An 18,713-nucleotide genomic window follows, 5' to 3' on the forward strand; every position below is an offset into this window, starting at 1 on the left:
CCTTTTTTCCTATACATGTTAAGTCAATTCTACACATTCCATTGCAAGTGAATATACATTTTCATATCCTGCTATGCTAAGCTTTTTCTGTAATCGATCCGTATCCTCTTTCAAGGCGTGTACTAGCACCGTATGTTCTGGTAATAATTTATTTAACATCGCCTTAACATCACTTATACTTTGATGAACCTTATACGGAACTCGTCCCACTCTACATCCTATACCTACCTGCTCTTTCATAACCTTTTCTGCAAAACTCCCTTTAGCAATATGTCCCGTAAAGATAATAGAATTTCGTTCTTCATGCCGAAGTTGTTCATAATATAACTGCGCTCGTTTCGTTTGCATATTCGCATCACTCATTACAACTATTCCGTAACTATTTTGCATACAAATGTCATTATCCATAACTATTATGTTTTCTTTTAAACTTTCCATAATCCACTCAAGTTCTTCATTATTTTTCATCCAACTTTTATATGTGAACATCTCTTCAAATCCAACCAATATTTCTTTATCTACTATAATTGGAAGTTCTTTATATCTTTCATATAAATACAATACGATATCTTGCGCCCTACCTAGTGGGGGCAATGGTAGTAATGCTATCCCTTTATTTTGTGCAACTCGTTCAATTTCCGCACATAGTTCGTCTACCCGTTCATTTTGCGAAACATCATCAGTGTGATAAGCAGCATCTACGATTGCAATTTTTATATCGCGATACAATTTCTCAGGTAAATTAGCTCGTAGTATATTAGACTCTGCTGAATAATCACCAGAATAAAATACGTATGTATTACACATATCCACTAAAAACCAAACAGCTCCTAATACATGCCCACTATAGCCCCATTGAAACCGCAATGTAGGAGTAACCTGTATCCATTCATTTGGATTACTCATCTCATCAATACATACATAATTTAAATCTTTAATATTTTGATCGTTATAAGGTAAATTCCGCCCTTGTGTCAGATTGTAGTCTCTCCATTTCCCATAATAAGTTGGAAGTTGCTCCTTCGTATAACGAGTCGTCCAAATTTTTTTCTTATATCCATACTTCGCTAATAAAGGTAAACCCATCGTATGATCTTCATGAATATGTGATAAAAATACCGCATCTAAAAATGGAACAATTTCTCTCTCTATTTTTGGATAACTATCCACATATGATCGATTAATACCACAATCAAATAATATTTTTGTCTCTTTATTTTTTATAAAATAACAAGAGCGGCCGTATTCTCCTGCTCCTCCCCATACTTCCATCCTCATCATGCTACCCCTTTTCGTTTTTGCTCCATATGTTGCAGAAGTAATAAGCACATTGTTGTAAGTCCAACAGAAACAACGGCCATCGCCATTCCTATAGATACTTCCCCTTGTTCAAATTGAGCAAAAATAAACGTTGCTGACGTTTCTACTGATGGAGGTAGTACGAGAAGCGACGCTACTAACTCTCTTATCGAAATCGTAAATGTCATCGCCCACCCAGCAAGAATTCCTGGAATAATAAGAGGCAATATTATTTTTCTAAAAATATAAATATAATTTCCAGAAAAAACGCTTCCCGCCTGTATAAGAGAATCATCAATTTGTCCGAGCGAAGCTTTTACATACTGCACCGTATAAGGTAGAAAAAGAACCACATACGTTACGATAACCATGACAGGTGTATTGTAAATTGATATAGGCATATATGGTGAATTCCAAAATAAAATAAGCCCTACAACCATCACTATTCCTGGTACCATATTCGGTAACATACCGCACATATCAAGCCCTTTTTCAGAGGGATTTTTCCCCTTTCGAATCATAAGTGCCAAAAAGACCCCAACAATTACAGCAACAATCGCTGTTACGAGTGAAAAAAGAAAACTGTTCCATAAAGCTTCTAGTCCTGGAGACCCAATTGTAAACAATGCCTCATAATGGCTTGTTGTAAAGTTATTTACATGTAAGCCACCGCCTCTTAATTTTGATAACGAAGCAATCAGTATAGAAAAGTATGGGATTCCAATTGATACTATTAATAAACCAATTACATAAACCCACGCTACAACACGTGTAACTATAGACAAAGTATATCTTTTAGATTTCACACCTTTTCCACTAACCATTGCATATGAGTACTTTCGGTTCAATACATTTTGCATATACCAAATGAGCATACAAGCACTAAGTAATAAAGATGATAATGCTGTTGCACTACTAAAATCAATTGGCCAACTCGAAATAAATTTATGGATTTCTGATGTTAGCACATGAAATCCTATTCTACGTCCGAATGTAGCCGGTGTTCCAAATTCTGCAATCGTCTTTACGAAAACAAGTAAAGCACCCATTACATAACTTGATACTAATCACGGTAATATTATTTTTCTTAAACGATAGAAAAAACTTCCGCCATGAACCGCTGCCGCTTCCTCTTTACTACTCCCAATCTGAAGTAACGTGTTTTTCAGCATGAAATAAAGGAATGGGAATAAATGCAGACTCATAATTAAAACCATACCTCCTAAACTAAAAAACGATGATGAAATCGTCTTTAGCATCGGAAAAAATTGTTCAAAGTAGCCGTTAGGTTGCATAAACAAAATCCAGCCCATCGATCCGATATAAGGCGGCGTCATAAATGGAATCATAAAAACAATATCCAACTTACTATACTTTCCTACATCTGTTTTGCTCATAATGAACGCTAATGGAAATGCAAATATGGTAGCTCCTATTACAACGAGTACACCTAGAACCATCGAATTCAGAAAAACCCCAGCTAATCCACCACTCTGCATCACTTCAAAAGGCTTTAAAAAATTCCAACTGCTATTTTCATATACACTAGAAAATAAAATGAGAAAAAGCGGAATGACGATTAACATCGCCACAAGTAACAACGCTACCGTCATTCCAACTTGTCTTACTGATACGAATCGATTTACCATGTAATCACCATCTTATTGAAATACTTTCTTAAATTGTTTTCCTATTTCATCTTGTTCTTTCTCAACTGTTTTCCAATCAATATTTAATACTGGGATTTCTTCCACATTCGGTCTATTTTCAGCTTTTATATCTGCTCTACCAGGCAATAAATATGCTTTAGAAACTTGTTTCTGTACATCATCTGATAATAAATAATCAATAAACTCTTTTGCACCTTCTACATTTTTACTATCCTTCATAATCCCCGCTGCACGTGGACTAATGACTGTTCCGCTTTTCGGATAGACAATATCAACCGGTTCGCCCTTTGCTTTTGCACTGTACGTCATATAATCAACGCCAGCAATTACCATATCTTTCGCACCTGTTACAACTGGATCTAACGCTTCTTGGTTTGCCCCTGCTACTGTAACTTCATTTTTCTTAAGCTGTTCAAATAAATTCCATCCATCTTTTCCATTCTTTTTCACGTATCCTGTTACAAAGTCTAAAGCCGATCCTGAAAGTGCTGGATCTGGAAGATTCACTTTCCCTTTCCATTCTCCTTTCGTTATATCGCTCCAATCTTCCGGCGCTGTCTTCACATTTTTTGTGTTGTACACAATTCCTAATGCTGAAGCACTATACCCGAAATAATGTCCTTTATCATCCGACCATTCTGGACGAAGCTTATCAGCTTGTTTCGCTTCTTTATAAGCTAACGTTTGACCATCTTTCTTTAATCCTTCCATCGCTGGTAAAGAAGCGAGTACGACAATGTCAACGACTGGATTTTTCTTTTCAGCTTCCATTCTCGCTAAAATCTTACCAGTTGTTCCTTGAAACATTTCTACTTTTATACCGCTTTTCTTTTCAAAGTCCTTTTGAATTTTTTCTGCTAATCCTTTTGGCCCTGCACTATATACAACAATTTTCTTTTCATTAGTATTTTTACTTTTTGCATCTGCATTACCTGTCTTTGAACTACAACCTGTTACTACTGCAGAAAATAGTAAAGTGCATACAAATAAAGACTTAAGCGAACTGAATTTCTTCATACGATTCTCCCCCTATATGATGAATACATTTTTTTGGTACATGTAACGATACCAGTTTACCGACGCTTAGCTTACTGTTGTGATAAGCTGTCCATACACCTAATGTCCCCATATTTACTTTTACTTCATAACGTTCTCCTACATAAGTAACGTGCTGAATTTCACCTGTATACGTATCGCACACTTCATTTTTTGTCCAGTTCACGTGCTCTGGACGAATCATTTGTTTATTCTCTACAAGCCAATTTGCCTTACCAACAAATTTTGCAACAAATTCATGAGACGGTTTCACATAAATATCTTCTGGTGTTCCTTTTTGTAATACTTCTCCTTGTTTCATAACAATAATTTGATCTGACATTGACATAGCTTCTGTTTGATCGTGAGTTACATACAATGCCGTTAAACCAATGGAATGAACGATATCCATAAGTTCTAATCGCATTTCTTCTCGCAAAATTGCATCAAGTGCACTAAGCGGTTCATCGAACAAAATAAAATGAGGTTTTGTTACAATTGCTCTAGCAAATGCGACACGTTGCTGCTGTCCACCAGAAAGTTCATGTGGATATCTTTTCTCCATACCTTGCAGGCGAACTCGCTTTATCGCATCCTCTACCTTTTCTCTTAATTGTTTCGTTTGCTTTGTAGCCCTTAAACCAAATGCAACATTTTCAAATACAGTCATATGCGGCCATAAAGCAAAATCTTGAAATACCATACCGATATTCCGTTCATGAGGAGATGTTTTTATTTTTTTTGTCGAAGAATACATGCACTTATCTCCAAAATATATTTCACCTTTATCTGGTTCTTCAAGCCCTGCAATCATTCTAAGTAAAGTCGTTTTCCCGCATCCCGAAGGTCCTAAAAGTGTAGTGAATTCTCCTTTTTTCATTACAATCTGTAACGGCTTTAACGCCTGCGTTTTTCCAAATGCCTTTTCTAATCCATGAATTTTAATATCCATCGTTTCACCTCTATCCCCTCATTCTTAACCTGCTTTCATTCTATCTGGAAGATTTATACTGAATGTTAATGTACTGTAAAGATTAAATTAAAAAATCTCTAATAAACTATTTATTTCTATAGATTTTTTCTATAGTTAGAAGAAAAAGGGGTCAATTTATCATGAATCTCTTAAAATTAGAAATTGTAGTGCTTATTAAGAAATACAAAAAGCTTACGATTGTTGCAGAAAAACTTGGTGTTAAACAACCTACTATTACCTTTCATATAAAAAGCTTAGAAGAGGAACTCGGTGTGTCTTTATTTGAATTACGTTCTGGAAGATATTTCTTAACAGAGGCTGGAGAAGCATTGCATCATTATGCTTGTAAAATAGATGCACTTATGAAAGAAGCTAGGCGGGTCACACAAGAGTTTAAGGATTTTAATAAAGGCGCTATAACAATTGGTGCTAGTTATGTACCAGCGACTTATCTTTTACCAGAAGTTGTACACCAATTTCAATGCGAATTTCCCAATATAAAAATAACACTCATGGTAAAAACAGCTCCTGAAATTCGAACGATGCTACAAAATCATGAAATTGATCTCGGGATAATTTCTGCTGCACCATTTGATGAACCACTTTTAAAACAAACGAATATAATACCTGATACACTTGTTCTTGCTTTTTCCAAAGAACATCATTTTTCTAAAAAAGAAAATGTATCATTACAAGATATCGAGAAGGAGCGTATACTATTGCATCGTAACCCATCTACAACGAGAGATTTACTTACACAATGGACGTTAGCACATAACATTACATTCCAATCTGAAATTGAATTAGATTCATTAGAAACGTTGAAACAAATTTTAAAATATGGTAATGGTGTCGCCTTTATTTCTAAACTTGCTATTGAACAAGAAGTACAGCGAAATGAGCTATGCTATATACCGATCCCTGATTTTGAATTTCAGCGTAATATTTATACCATTCATCATGAGGACAGGTGGAATTCTAAAATAATTTCTTTTTTACTACATAGCATTACTTCTTTTACAGAAAAAAATTAAAAGGCTGTCGTTATACACGACAGCCTTTTAAACTATAACTCTATTTATTTTTCTTTTCCTCAATTTTTACTTGTGCCTCTTCAGCCTTATCTAATGCTTCTGAAACTTTCTTCTCTTTTTCTTTTACATCATCTATACTATCAACAGCTTTAATCAATTTATCGATTCCTTCTTCATCTACCTTTTTTCGTTTCGCTACTCTTTCATTTACTTTTTCTTCAACATCTTTTGCTTTTTGAAGCATATTTTCTGCATTTGATTTCACAGCTTTCTCAAGTGCATCGTCTTTTTTCTTTTGCAACACTTCATTTGCAATGTCTTTCGTTTCTAAATACTTACCGTCTTTTAATGCTGTCGCACCGTGATCCAATAACTGAGCGACTTCTTTATATGCCTTCGCTTCATTTCCTGATTTCTCTTTTTCCGCTTTTTCAAACCATATAATCGCATCACTATATTTTTCATTTTTCAATGATTGCATACCTGTTTCAATATACGTGTCATAATTGCTACATCCAGTCATTACGACTAACAGAAAAAGCATAACAAAACTTAATTTTTTCATGATGTTTTCTCCTTTTCTTTGCCTGCTCACTTTACTTTAACATACATGAAAAAGAGTTTCAAAAACTAAAATACTAATTTGGTCATTTTTATTTTATTAAAATTTTCTTTTAAGCTGACACATTCACTTTTCTTTTCGCCATATGCTGCTTTACTCCAACTAATACAACTAACAATAATCCTCCACCTATTGTCATCATAACAATGCTAGTAGGTAACATATCTAATAATAATCCATATACAATCATACCGAGCGGTGCGATTGCAGTAGCAATTGTTTCAAGTAGGCCGAACACACGCCCTAAATAGCTCGGATCTGTCGTCTTTTGCATATGTACTTGCATCGGAATATTTACAATCATAATTGATATACCAGTTAACATCATAAAAGCAATATAGTAAATAAAACTTGCTACTTTCGGAATGGTAACTAACAATGGGAAGACTGTACATAAACTCAAACCCGCAAATAAAAACAGTCCACTATAAATAGAACGAAACGGATTATTCACTTCTTTACGCACTGATAAAGCAATCGCACCCATTAACATCCCGACTGCTAACATTCCCTCTACAGTACCGAGTTGCTTTGAAGATAAATGCAATGTATGGACGATAATGTATGGAAGTGCAACTGTTAGCCCACACGCAAAAAAGTTTACCCACAATGCTATTTTCATTAAACCATATATTTCATGCTGTCGTTTTACATATGAAAAACCTTCTTTTATACTCGTCAAGAAATGCTCTTTACTCTCAGCCACTTCTTTTTTATATAAATCAAATACAATAAATAATTGCAAAATAACCGCTAAAAAGAACGTAATACTATTTAACAAAAAGAACGACTTAATTGAAAAGAAACCAAATACAACTCCACCAATAATCGGACCTAAAATATTTGATAAAGAAGCTGCCGTTTGATTTAAAGCACTCGCTTTTTGAATACGCCCTTCATCTACTAAACTCGGAATAGACGAAGTTAATGCAACAGAATAAAAACTTGCACAAATTGATAATAATGCTGCTGAAATATAAATAAAAAGAAGTGATGGTCCAAATATAGTAGCAAGAATAAACATAATAAGCATCGTTAAGCTACTTAATAAATCAGTGCCAATGACAAGCCATTTTCGATTAACACGGTCTGCTACAGCACCTGCAATCGGACCACAGATCATCCTTGGAAGTGATCCGCAAACGAGCGTAGTAGCAAACCCCATCCCTGAACCAGTTGTCTTTAATACGTATAACCCCATTGCGAACGTATAAATACCTGCCCCTAGCAAAGACGTCATCTTTCCAATCATCATTAAAATAATATTTCTCGTTGCAATCTTCATTTTTGAATCATTTGGAACTATACTTACATCCCCCATTATGACACTCTCCCCTTAAAAGTTAAATTGTGTTAAACTTATTATATAATTAACTTTCCAATTTTTACAACAAAAAGTTAAATTGTATTTAACTTTTTTAATTATAAAGGAGCAATACTATGGCAACTCTCGGAGAAAAAATTAAAGCATTACGAAAAGAAAAAAAACTTACACAAACAGCACTAGCAGGTTCCGAATTGACAAAAAGCATGCTTAGTCAAATTGAAAATGGAAAAGCTACACCTTCCATGAAAACATTACAATATATCGCTGAAAAACTTGAATGTGAAACGAGTTTTTTACTAGAAGAAGATGATGCAGAAATTGCAGAACTTATTCAAAAAATGGAGGAACTAATAAAGACAAATAAATGCGATGAAGTATATGATACTTTACTACCTATCGTTCAAAAAGAGCTACCTTCTACTTTAAATACGGCTCGTATATATAAACAGTTCATAACTGGAGCAGCTATTATGAACGATTATAATATTGAATATTACGTCGAAACCGCTATTTCTATATTTGAAAAATATACTTTATATCGAGAAAGCACTGAAACGAAACTACTGTTTTACTATATGCTCTTCAAACGTAAAAAATATAAAGAATGTTTACAGATGATTACCATTATTCGTGATGAATATAAAACGAAGAATTTAGAAATGGATCTTATTACACATATACAGTTATACTTAAAAGAAGCAATTATTTTACTCGCATATGGCAATTATGAAAAATGTGAAAGAGTCATCTTAGATGCACTTGCCTTTTCCAAAAAACATCAAGTGTATTATAAAACAGATGATTTTTATCGTATTTTATCTTATCAAAAAATCATTACGGCGGATAAAGAAAGATATTTATATTACATAAAAAAATCTGAGCAATTTGCCATTTTTACAGAAGATACTTTATCCGCTGCAAATATAGATATATTAAAAGCTTATTACTACAATACAATTACGAATGAATATACAATCGCATTAGAACATTTAGAACAATTTCGAGAAAAACTAAAAGATGAACCAATTTTTCAAGACGATGGATTATATTATCTTGAAAAAGGAAAATCTTTGTATGGTTTAAAACGTTACGAAGAAGCTTTGGAAACATTACAACGCGCTATCATACCAGATTATATGAGCCATCCACTTGATCAATCATGGTTATTAACAGCTGGATCTTATCGTGCCCTTTGCTATATAGAACTTCAAGATAAAAAATCTGCCCTGAAAGAAGCAAAAGAAGCAGTTCAAGCGATAGATAGCTATCCGGATTCCATCTTTTCTTCTTTTATTAAAGAAACATTACAAATAATACAAAAACTTTAAGAATGTCTCGAAATGGTATATTATTCCTCATTTTTTAGCAAAGATAATAATAATGGGAGGAATATAAATGAATATACAACGCGCAAAAGAGCTTTCAGAGTCATCAGAAGAAGCCAATGTCAGTTTTCAAGGCATGCCTGTTATGATTCAACACGTTGACGAAAGTAACGAAACCGCCCGCATATATGAAGTACAAAACCCAGGACGCGAATTAACAGTTCCAGTTAATAGCTTAGAGGAAATATAAGCAATGCCACTTCAATTTTTTGAAGTGGCATTTTTTTTAATTAGTATAAATAAGATGAAACTTTAATCAGTGGGGGTTTATCCATCCTCCACTAATTATTAGCCCACAAATAGCTTGATAAAAATAGGATTTCTCAATTATAATTCTGTGAGAAATCCTATAGCACATTCATTTCAACATTTAATTTTTCCGTTCCCCATAAATTAACAAACGATATTTACTTGATGTATACGGTTCACATGTTAATAATGTCGCTCGGTCTTTTCCTTTCGTGATGGAAAGTTTCTCCGTATCATTTGGATAAATTACTTCTTGCCCTACTACTTCATAAGTTAATTTCTTACCAAGAATATTAATATAAAATTCATCTCCTTTTTGTAATTTATTAATATATCGAAACATTGTAGCACCTTGATAGCCACGATGCCCTGCTAATACCGTATGTGTACTTTCACCACCAATAGGCAAGGATGTTCCTTCTATTTGTCCTACCCCTTTACTTAAATTCTTCTCACTTGCCCCCATATAAATAGGTAGTTCTTCATTAATTTTTGGTATCGTAATAGAACCCAGTACTCCATCTGTACTATTAATTTTTTGCACATATGTACTGCTTTTAGTATTGTTAGAAAATGGATCTTCCATATGAAAAGTCGTTCCTTGTAACGATTGATTATATTCATTCATTTTTACAAATTCTCTAGAAACCTCATCCAAACTTAATTTACTCACTATTTTTTCATAGTTTGTTACTTTTGTACTATACAAATAATGATTCATATAATTTGTAATGATTGGATATAAAAATATTCCTAATCCACAAACAAACAGTATAATACTAACAAGTACCCTTTTCATACTTTCACCACACACTATTTAAGTTTGCTTTTTCTTTTTATTTTTATTTTTATATAGATTGCGAGTATAAATAACAACACGATTGCTATTGCAACATACATTGTCCAATCTTCTTGTGACACAGGTTTAGAGCTCTCTTCTTTTTCCTTTACTTTCGCATCATACGGGATTTGATGTCCTCTCACTAATAAACGATGTGTATTTGAACCATATGGCGTACATGTTATGAGAGTTGCATAATCTTGACCTTTCACAACTAATAAGTCATCCGTTTCATTCGGTAATACAACTTTAATTTGATCGACTTTATAAGCAAGTACTTTATCTAATGAATGGATATAAAAAACATCTCCGTTTTCTATTTTATCTAAATGCGTAAATAATAACGCCGATGGTAAACCTCTATGGCCAGTTAAAACAGTATGTGTACTTTCACCACCTACAGGTAAAGATGATTTGGAAAGATGACCTACTCCACGGCTCAGTACATCCTCAGAAGTCCCTTCGTAAATGGGAAGTTTCACATCAATTTTGGGGATTTCTATATACCCCATCGCGTCACCAACATTTAACACATCTACATATGAATTAGTATTTTCACTTTTCTCTTCACCGAATGGATCAGCAAATGTTTGGCTAGAACTTTGAACCGCTTTATTATATTCTTCCGCCTGTTTTTTCTACGCTCAATTTCTTTTTGCTGAAGTTCTTTCACTTTTTTATCATACGTGCTTACTTCTGAATAATGCGCTCTTGTTGCTAACCAATTACTCAAAGTAGGATATAGAAATATACCAAGACCTAATAGAAAAATGCATCCAAAAATAATGTTACGTTTCATAGCATACCCCTTTAAGTAAAATGAAATATAGAAAAGAGGAAGTAATTCACACTTCCTCTTTTCATTTCAAGCCACTATCATTCTACAAAACTTATTTTACAGCTTTTCTTCTAAAGAATACAAACGCCGCCATAAGCATTAATCCTAGACCGACTACTGTAAATAAAATTGTTCCCATACCACCTGTTGCAGGAATAATCCAACCGTTCTTATTATTCTCAACCGTTAATTTAATCGTTTGTTGATCCGCATTAATTTTCACTTGAATTGGATCTCTCAATAGTTGGTATGACCCAGTTGTTCCATCTTCTTTTTTATAAGTAGGCGCCTTTGTTTCTACAATTTGGTACTCTCCGTATGGAATGTTATTCCACGTAATAACACCATTTTTATCTGATACACCTTTTACTTCTTTCCCTTCCACTACAACTACTTTTCCGTCCTTATCTCTTAATTCAAACTCTGCACCTTCTAATACTTTATTCGTTCCTGTTTCAACCTTTTTCAATGTAATACCACCTGTTGTAGGTGTAACAATAACTGGTTTTGTTTCTTTTTCTCCCGTTACATCTTCATTATTTATAAAATCGATTTTTGCCTTATTCGGAATTTCTACTCCTGTTTCTACTCCCTCTTTAATTTGTGCTTTAATTTGTAAATGAAGCTCTTTCTTTCCAACTAGTTCTGCAAAATTTTTAACAGTTGCTGTTACTTTTTGTCCGTCTACAGCAACTTCTACAACACTTGAATCAACTTCTTTTCCATCAATTTTCACAATCGGTTTTCCTTGAATTACTAATCTACCATCTAAATTATCCGTTACAACATACTTCTTATAAGTTGTAATATCTTCTGGAATTAACGTTTTAACATCATAATTAAAATCTGTTTTCGGATTGATTGCTAATTTTTCTAGTTCACCATTAATCTTTTTATCAATTGTTGGTTCAAGTTCATTTTTTACTTTTACGCCTTCTACTTTACCTGATTTAATTGCCCCATCTTCACTAATTGTTCCTGACTCTGTAATTTTAAATTCATATGTCTTCTTAATTAACACGTAACCATCTGGCGCCTTAGTTTCTTGGAAATAATACTCACCATACTCTAAACCTTGTACACGGATCGCACCATCTGTACCTGTTACTAAACCTGTCTTTACTACAGTGCCATCTTTCTTAAACAAACTAAATTCCGCACCTTTTAATGCTTTGCCTTGATCACCTATTTTAATTAATTCTACTGCTCCACGCTTCGTTTCATTCTTTGGATAAATATGAACATCATAGTTTAAAACTTTACCGTCTTTGTTTGTCATTGGAATATCTACTGTATACGTATTTTTATTTAAATTAACGTGTGCTGGACCAGCAACTTCTTTTACTTCATAACGCCCTAATTCAAGATCTTTAAATGCTACAATTCCGTCTTCACCTGTTGTTATTGTAATTGGGGTTGCATCCTTAACTTCCTTTACAGCCTCTTTTACAATCTCACCATCATTTGAAATCTTTTCAAATGATAGAATTTTTTTAATTTCAAATGTTACACCCTTTAATGGTTTCGCTCCATCAGGAACTTTTTGACCTGGCTGACCATTCCCTTCCTCAGCTGGCTCGGTTCCTTTTTCTTGCTCATACTTATGAATTGTTAAAGATCCTGTTTTTGATGATTCCGCCTGCACAAATAAGTTCGGTATTGCAGAAAAAGCTAGTAAACAAATTAAAAACATATGAAACACTTTTTTCATTTTTTTGTCCCCTTTTCTAAAAACTTATTATTTTTTATATGCTGCTAAAGCTTCTTCTTTTTTCGCAAAAATAACCATACAGTCACTAACATCAACATTCCACCAATTAAGTAAAAAATAGTCGTTCCGGTACCTCCTGTTTCAGGAATTTCCCATTCATTCTTCGTATTTTCTACTCGTATTTTTTGGATTGGTGTTTTTGCTGTGATTTCAACTTCAATTGGATCCCTTAAAAGCATGTAACCTTCTGGTGCCTTAATTTCTTTGATTGTATATTTTCCAAATAACAATTGATTGAAAATCGCTTTGCCATTCTCATCGGTTGTTAGCGTCCCTATTTCTTTTCCATCCTTATCCAAAACTTGAAATACTGCATTTCTTAATTTCTTATTCGCGTCTTTAGCATCCACCTTCTCAATTTCTAATTGACCAATTGGTGGTACAACTTTAGCCTCATTTGAAACTGTAGACTTATTGTCAAACAATAATTCCGCCTTATTCGGAATTCCACCTTTCACTACATACTTTGAAATTTCTTCAATAGATGCAGTTACGGAAATTTTCGATTTAATATAGAGCGTATAAGTTTGACCAGCTAAATACGCATAACTCTCATCTTTCTTCGGTAATTCTACTATTACTTTCTTTGTCTTCTCATCAATTTGTGGCTTTACATCCACCACTTCTCCTTTTGTATTAAAGAGCTTTACTTCTATAATATCTAGAATATCTTCTACATCATCTTGTAATACTATTTTCCCTAGCTTTGCAACATCATTACCAAACTTATAATTTACATTCCATGTAAACTCTTCATCTTTAGTTTGTAGCGTGGCTTTTTCTACATTTTTTTCATCTAGATCTGTAACAGTTTTTGTTACTTCTGGCTTTTCTGTTGGCGGGACGACTTTTACCTCATTTGAAACAAGAGCGGTATTATCTAATCGTAGCTCTGCTTTATTCGGCACTCCGCCCTTTACTAAGTATTTCGCTATTTCTTCATCAGACGTACTCTCTGCAATTTTTGATTTAATATAGAGTGTGTACGTTTGACCAGCTAAGTAGGAATAACCTTCGTCTTTCTTTGGTAATTCTACGGTTACTTTCTTTGTCTTCTCATCAATTTGTGGTTTTACTTCCACCACTTCTCCTTTTGCATTGACAAGCTTCACTTCTAAAATATCTAAAATATCTTCTACATCATCTTGGAGTACTACTTTCCCTAACCCTGCAACATCATTACCAAATTTATAATTTACATTCCATGTAAACTCTTCATTTCGTACTTTTAATGTTGCTTTCTCTACATTTTTTTCATCTTTATCTGAAACTGTCTTACTAACTTTTGATTCTTCCTTTGGCGGAACTACCTTTACTTCATTAGAAACGAATGGTTTATTATCTAACACTAATTCCGCTTTGTTCGGAATTCCACCTTTTACTACATATTTCGCTATTTCAGAAGGTAATACATTATCTCCAATTTTAGATGTAATCTGTAATGTATACACTTCACCTGTTAAATACTTATAACTACTATCTTTTTTAGGGATTTCTACAGTTACCTTTTTCGTTACCTGATCGATTTCCGGCGAAATATTTACTACTTCCCCTTTTTTGTTAACAACTTTAACATTAACAACATCCAAAATATCTTCTACATCATCTTGTAAAACAATTGAATTAAAGCTACTTGGATTATTTCCAAATTCATATACAACATTCCAAGTGAACTTCTCCTGCAAATTAGATAACGTTGCCTTCTCTACATCCTTTTCATCACTATCAGAAACAGTTTTACGTAATTTCGGCTCTTCAATCGGCGGAATTACTTTCACCTCATTGGAAATCGTTGGATTATTATCCAATACCAATTGTGCGGTATTCGGGATACCACCTGTTGTAATGTATCGTTTTAAAACTTCAATACTTGTTCCCTGTTTTATTTTCGCTTGAATTGTTAATTTATATTGTTGTCCAGCTAAATATGCATAAGAATTATTTTGCATTGGTAAATTGTATATCACATTTGCTTTCTCTTTATCTATTACCGGTTGAACTGGAATTGTTTCGCCTTTTGCATTTGTTAATTTTGCACTTACAATGTCTAAAATATCTTCTAAATCATCCTGCAAAACAATCTTCTTTTTCGACTCGACATCATATCCAAAATTGAAATTCACATCATATGTAAATTCTTCATCAATAGTAGTTAATGATGCACTGTCTACTTGTTTTTGATCTAAATCAGATACTTTCTTTGTTACTTCATTTAAACACTTCGTTGCATTGGGATTTCCTTTCGCTTTTGTAGATGGAATCGTAACTTTCTGATCATATGACATAAAATAACCGCTCGCTACATCAAAATCTTTTGTTTGTGGTTTACTTTCTTTTACCTTATAGGTAAGCGTATATGAGCCTTCCGGTTCTCCATCCAAATCCCAGACTAATTGATTATCTTTTAATATAGGTTTCTTCGTATATCCATTAGGACCAGATACATTGAAATCTAACACTTGTAAATCCTTATTAAAATCTAGAACCATTCGATCCTTTTCTTTTTTCGTAACTTTCGTCACTGTTTCGATTAAATTCTTTGTAAATTCTTCAATATCATTTGATAGAACAAACCATTCTGGTTTCGTTGCCATCTTTTGTAACTCTTGTCTTGCATATGGTCCTACTTCTTTATCGTATTTATCATAATATTGATTGGACGCTGATAAGAATTTCTTATCCTCCCAAAAAGCCGTCACTAATTTATAACCTGCATTTTTCACCTTTTGAGTCTCATCAGTTACTTCTTTTAAAGCTCCTGCATAATCTTGCCTGTACTCATTTGATGTGACATTACCATAAACCGGATCCGATACTTGATTGGATAACTTATAAATATAACCATCTTTTCGAATGTTAGCCACACCATCTGTAATGAGTAAAAAAACAGTTTCTCGGTCTGGATCATTTGGGCCTTTCGCTTTTTCATACTCATTTAAAGCGAATTGAACGCCACTTGCAGTTGGTGTACCACTATTTGGATTAATTCTATCAATACCAGCCTTTGCAGAAACAAAATTATTATTTAATTTCGCTTGCATAATTGTTTTAATCCCATTACCTTTTTGTTCCAATACTTTACCAGACATATTTTTGTAACCAACATAATCTTGATAACTTGTTACCATAACGCGATCAGTTTGAGGGTCTAACTCATCAACGATATTTTTTAGTGCATCTTTTACCTTACCTATCGTATTTGCAAAACTCCCACTAGCATCTTGCACAATGACTAAATCCACTTTCTTTTTAATGTTAGGCCATTGAAATGTTAACTTTCCTTCATGTTCTCTTAAACACATATTTGCTGTTTCTTTTGTTGTTATGCTGTGATTAATATTGTTTACTACCGTTAAAGCAAAGGCATTTAAACCTGGTATCAACAACTGCAGCAACAGTAGAAGTGTTAAGATAACAGGCATTTGCTTCTTCACTAATTATTTCTCCCCCTTCCCTAATACAAAATTTTCATAGCATAATACTCACAAATGTTTTCAAGTAAATTCATCTCCCCAAAACCGCGAAACCTTCCTCCCTTATTAAATCCAAATTATTGAAAACATCTATATAATTGAAAATTATACCAACACAATCTAATAATTCAATGTATTCAGAAAAAATCGCATATTAAGATGCATTAATCATACAATGAAATAAAATAGCGGCTACCTAGCCTTTGCTATCCTAAAAAACATGTTCTTTCATATGTAACTATATTTTTACGTGAAAAAATCTATAATACAGTTAAGTCTTAAAAACTATATACTATATAAAAAAAATTTCACTCTTCTTCCACATACAAAAAAAGAATATTTATTCACTTATATTTCTTCAAATAAACACAATTATTTTTCTTATTTTTCCTAAACCTATTTTGGTGAAAATATATTGTAAACAAAATTAATCATTATAAATTACGAATAGTCAAGTTAATTTTTCATGTATATCACTTACTACTATAAATAAAATTATCCTTCTATCATTCTTTACTATAATAGTATATTTGATGGTGTTTCTAATCATTATGGATATTTTTGATTATAAAACAATACATTTGATAACCATATCTTTTCATAATCAACAACATCCTCAATATGATAAACTTATTAAAAATCTATAAGGGGGACAATTATAATGAAAAAGGGGCAATATAATAGCGATTCTTATTATGCAGTCATCTTCACTTCAAAACTATCAAGTGATACAACAGACTATAATATTGTTTCAGAAAAGATGGAACAACTTGCACAACAGCAACCTGGATTTTTAGGTGTAGAAAGTGCACGTGATAATTCGGGACTCGGAATTACTATTTCTTATTGGGATTCACTTGAAGCAATTGAAAATTGGAAAAAAAACGCCTTACATAAAGAAGCAAAAAAAAGAGGCCATGAACAATGGTATGAAAACTTCCACCTGCGTATCTGCCTTGTTGAGAAAGAATATAAGTTTCATAGAGGTACCTTGTAACTTATGAAGAAAAAATTGGCTCTCGTTGTTGTTCATGAAATATACGGTGTGAATGATCATATGCAGCACGTTATAGACCACTTCACATCATCTAATACAGATGTATTCTGTCCTAACCTTCTACAACTACAAAATTCATTTCATTATAGTGATGAAGAAAAAGCATATCAATATTTTATGAATCACATTGGATTTGATTATGGGAAAGAACAAATTAATGAGGTAATTTCTACCCTTTCAAATGATTACACGCATATAGGACTTATCAGCTTTAATGTTGGGGCTACCATCGCTTGGCTCTGTAGTAACAATCCAAAAATGGATTTTATCATCGGATGTTACGGTTCACGTATACGCGACTATTTACAAACAAAACCTACTTGCGCTACATTACTTATTTTTCCTGAAAAAGACAATACCCTCCTTGATCAAAGCATTACATCAACAAGACAATCCATTATTAGAAATAAACAACTACATGGTGATCATGGATTTTTAAATCCGTACACTGAAAAATATAACAAGCAATCTACAAAGCACATATACAATATAATAGATTCGATTCTTATGAAAACTATCTTATAAAGAAAGGAGTTCTATATGTCGCTTACACTACTATTACTTATATTCATAATAATTCCCTTTTTTTCAGCATTAACCCTCATTTTTATGACAGTAAAAAAAGGGACATTTTTAAACCGACCACACTTACAATCATTCATTGTATGCACTCTATTCTTTGCAAATTGGATATTATATTTAACAAATTTTTATTCATTACTACCTGAGAAATTTAGTCAATTTATATTCCTACCTATTTGGTTTTTCCTTTGCGTTTTAGGTTTAATCGTTTTCGCACGCGAATGGAAAAACAATCGTGTTTTTTCCATATCTATCGGTTTTCTTTCTTTTATTAGTTTTCTATTTGGATTATTGTTATTAGTGCTTTCGGGAATGTAAAATAGAAGAAAGAAAAGCCAAACATCAACTTTTCTTCCTTCTATTTTTATCTTTAGATTTCACTGTCACTGATTCACAAGGTGTATAATAAATTTGAGGTGTCGCCTTATCAACAAACATCATAAACGTAATGAAGCCGACAATAAAGAAAATAAATAACGTTAATAAAATTGCTCCTATCGTTAAAAGTATCATAACACCACCCCTATATGTTTCATATTATTACACTGTTCGCTATT

General features: G+C 33.1%; 15 protein-coding genes and 2 pseudogenes. 6 read left to right on the forward strand and 11 right to left on the reverse strand.

The features are described 5' to 3' along the window. Window positions 1-18 precede the first annotated feature (18 nt). The 4 genes and pseudogenes from CDB3_RS15770 to CDB3_RS15785 form a co-directional block, all read right to left on the reverse strand. A complete protein-coding gene (locus CDB3_RS15770) occupies window positions 19-1,281 on the reverse strand; it encodes an MBL fold metallo-hydrolase (RefSeq protein ID WP_128855161.1) in 1,263 nt (420 codons plus the stop codon). Beyond that, a pseudogene (locus tag CDB3_RS15775) lies at window positions 1,278-2,948 on the reverse strand (ABC transporter permease). The gene CDB3_RS15770 and the pseudogene CDB3_RS15775 overlap by 4 nt, the downstream one beginning before the upstream one ends. A 12-nt stretch (window positions 2,949-2,960) precedes the next feature. Next, on the reverse strand, window positions 2,961-3,986 hold the full coding sequence (locus CDB3_RS15780) for an ABC transporter substrate-binding protein (protein ID WP_128855162.1): 1,026 nt from the start codon (window positions 3,984-3,986) through the stop codon (window positions 2,961-2,963). After that, complete coding sequence (locus tag CDB3_RS15785) at window positions 3,964-4,956, reverse strand: ABC transporter ATP-binding protein (RefSeq protein ID WP_128855163.1); 993 nt, start codon at window positions 4,954-4,956, stop codon at window positions 3,964-3,966. The genes CDB3_RS15780 and CDB3_RS15785 overlap by 23 nt, the downstream gene beginning before the upstream one ends. A 161-nt stretch (window positions 4,957-5,117) precedes the next feature. On the opposite strand from CDB3_RS15785, the gene CDB3_RS15790 reads away from it, so the two are divergent. After that, complete coding sequence (locus tag CDB3_RS15790) at window positions 5,118-6,011, forward strand: LysR family transcriptional regulator (RefSeq protein ID WP_128855164.1); 894 nt, start codon at window positions 5,118-5,120, stop codon at window positions 6,009-6,011. A 40-nt stretch (window positions 6,012-6,051) separates the two neighbouring features. Here CDB3_RS15790 and CDB3_RS15795 read toward each other — a convergent pair whose 3' ends face one another. Together CDB3_RS15795 and CDB3_RS15800 are read right to left on the reverse strand one after the other, a co-directional pair. Further along, entirely contained in the window at window positions 6,052-6,576 is a 525-nt protein-coding gene (locus CDB3_RS15795; RefSeq protein WP_128855165.1) for a COG3014 family protein, read from the reverse strand. Window positions 6,577-6,685: 109 nt separating this feature from the next. Continuing rightward, window positions 6,686-7,954, reverse strand: coding sequence for an MFS transporter (locus CDB3_RS15800; protein WP_128855166.1), 1,269 nt, complete (start codon window positions 7,952-7,954; stop codon window positions 6,686-6,688). A 119-nt stretch (window positions 7,955-8,073) separates the two neighbouring features. Between CDB3_RS15800 and CDB3_RS15805 the strand changes: the two genes are divergently transcribed. Beyond that, a complete protein-coding gene (locus CDB3_RS15805; protein WP_128855167.1) occupies window positions 8,074-9,288 on the forward strand; it encodes a helix-turn-helix domain-containing protein in 1,215 nt (404 codons plus the stop codon). Between the two features lie 67 nt (window positions 9,289-9,355). Then, entirely contained in the window at window positions 9,356-9,535 is a 180-nt protein-coding gene (locus CDB3_RS15810; protein ID WP_128855168.1) for an H-type small acid-soluble spore protein, read from the forward strand. 180 nt (window positions 9,536-9,715) lie between these two features. Here the strand turns inward: CDB3_RS15810 and CDB3_RS15815 are convergent, their stop codons facing one another. The 4 genes and pseudogenes from CDB3_RS15815 to CDB3_RS15830 form a co-directional block, all read right to left on the reverse strand. Next, complete coding sequence (locus CDB3_RS15815; RefSeq protein ID WP_128855169.1) at window positions 9,716-10,393, reverse strand: class C sortase; 678 nt, start codon at window positions 10,391-10,393, stop codon at window positions 9,716-9,718. A 14-nt stretch (window positions 10,394-10,407) separates the two neighbouring features. Then, window positions 10,408-11,234, reverse strand: a pseudogene (locus tag CDB3_RS15820) (class C sortase). 91 nt (window positions 11,235-11,325) lie between these two features. Beyond that, window positions 11,326-12,984: a SpaA isopeptide-forming pilin-related protein gene (locus CDB3_RS15825; protein WP_128855170.1), complete on the reverse strand. Its 1,659-nt coding sequence runs from the start codon at window positions 12,982-12,984 to the stop codon at window positions 11,326-11,328. A gap of 44 nt (window positions 12,985-13,028) precedes the next feature. Then, window positions 13,029-16,478, reverse strand: a complete 3,450-nt coding sequence (locus CDB3_RS15830; protein WP_128855171.1) for an isopeptide-forming domain-containing fimbrial protein — start codon at window positions 16,476-16,478, stop codon at window positions 13,029-13,031. Between the two features lie 700 nt (window positions 16,479-17,178). On the opposite strand from CDB3_RS15830, the gene CDB3_RS15835 reads away from it, so the two are divergent. Genes CDB3_RS15835 through CDB3_RS15845 form a run of 3 tightly spaced genes read left to right on the forward strand, consistent with a single transcriptional unit; the run spans window position 17,179 to window position 18,474 of the window. Beyond that, a complete protein-coding gene (locus tag CDB3_RS15835; RefSeq protein ID WP_128855172.1) occupies window positions 17,179-17,514 on the forward strand; it encodes an antibiotic biosynthesis monooxygenase family protein in 336 nt (111 codons plus the stop codon). 3 nt (window positions 17,515-17,517) lie between these two features. Beyond that, on the forward strand, window positions 17,518-18,099 hold the full coding sequence (locus CDB3_RS15840; RefSeq protein WP_128855173.1) for a dienelactone hydrolase family protein: 582 nt from the start codon (window positions 17,518-17,520) through the stop codon (window positions 18,097-18,099). 15 nt (window positions 18,100-18,114) lie between these two features. Then, entirely contained in the window at window positions 18,115-18,474 is a 360-nt protein-coding gene (locus tag CDB3_RS15845) for a hypothetical protein (RefSeq protein WP_128855174.1), read from the forward strand. Window positions 18,475-18,498: 24 nt separating this feature from the next. Here the strand turns inward: CDB3_RS15845 and CDB3_RS15850 are convergent, their stop codons facing one another. After that, window positions 18,499-18,669, reverse strand: a complete 171-nt coding sequence (locus tag CDB3_RS15850; RefSeq protein WP_128855175.1) for a DUF3951 domain-containing protein — start codon at window positions 18,667-18,669, stop codon at window positions 18,499-18,501. Window positions 18,670-18,713: the final 44 nt, after the last annotated feature.

This window comes from Bacillus sp. CDB3 (assembly GCF_002081505.1).
Classification (GTDB): domain Bacteria; phylum Bacillota; class Bacilli; order Bacillales; family Bacillaceae_G; genus Bacillus_A; species Bacillus_A cereus_AT.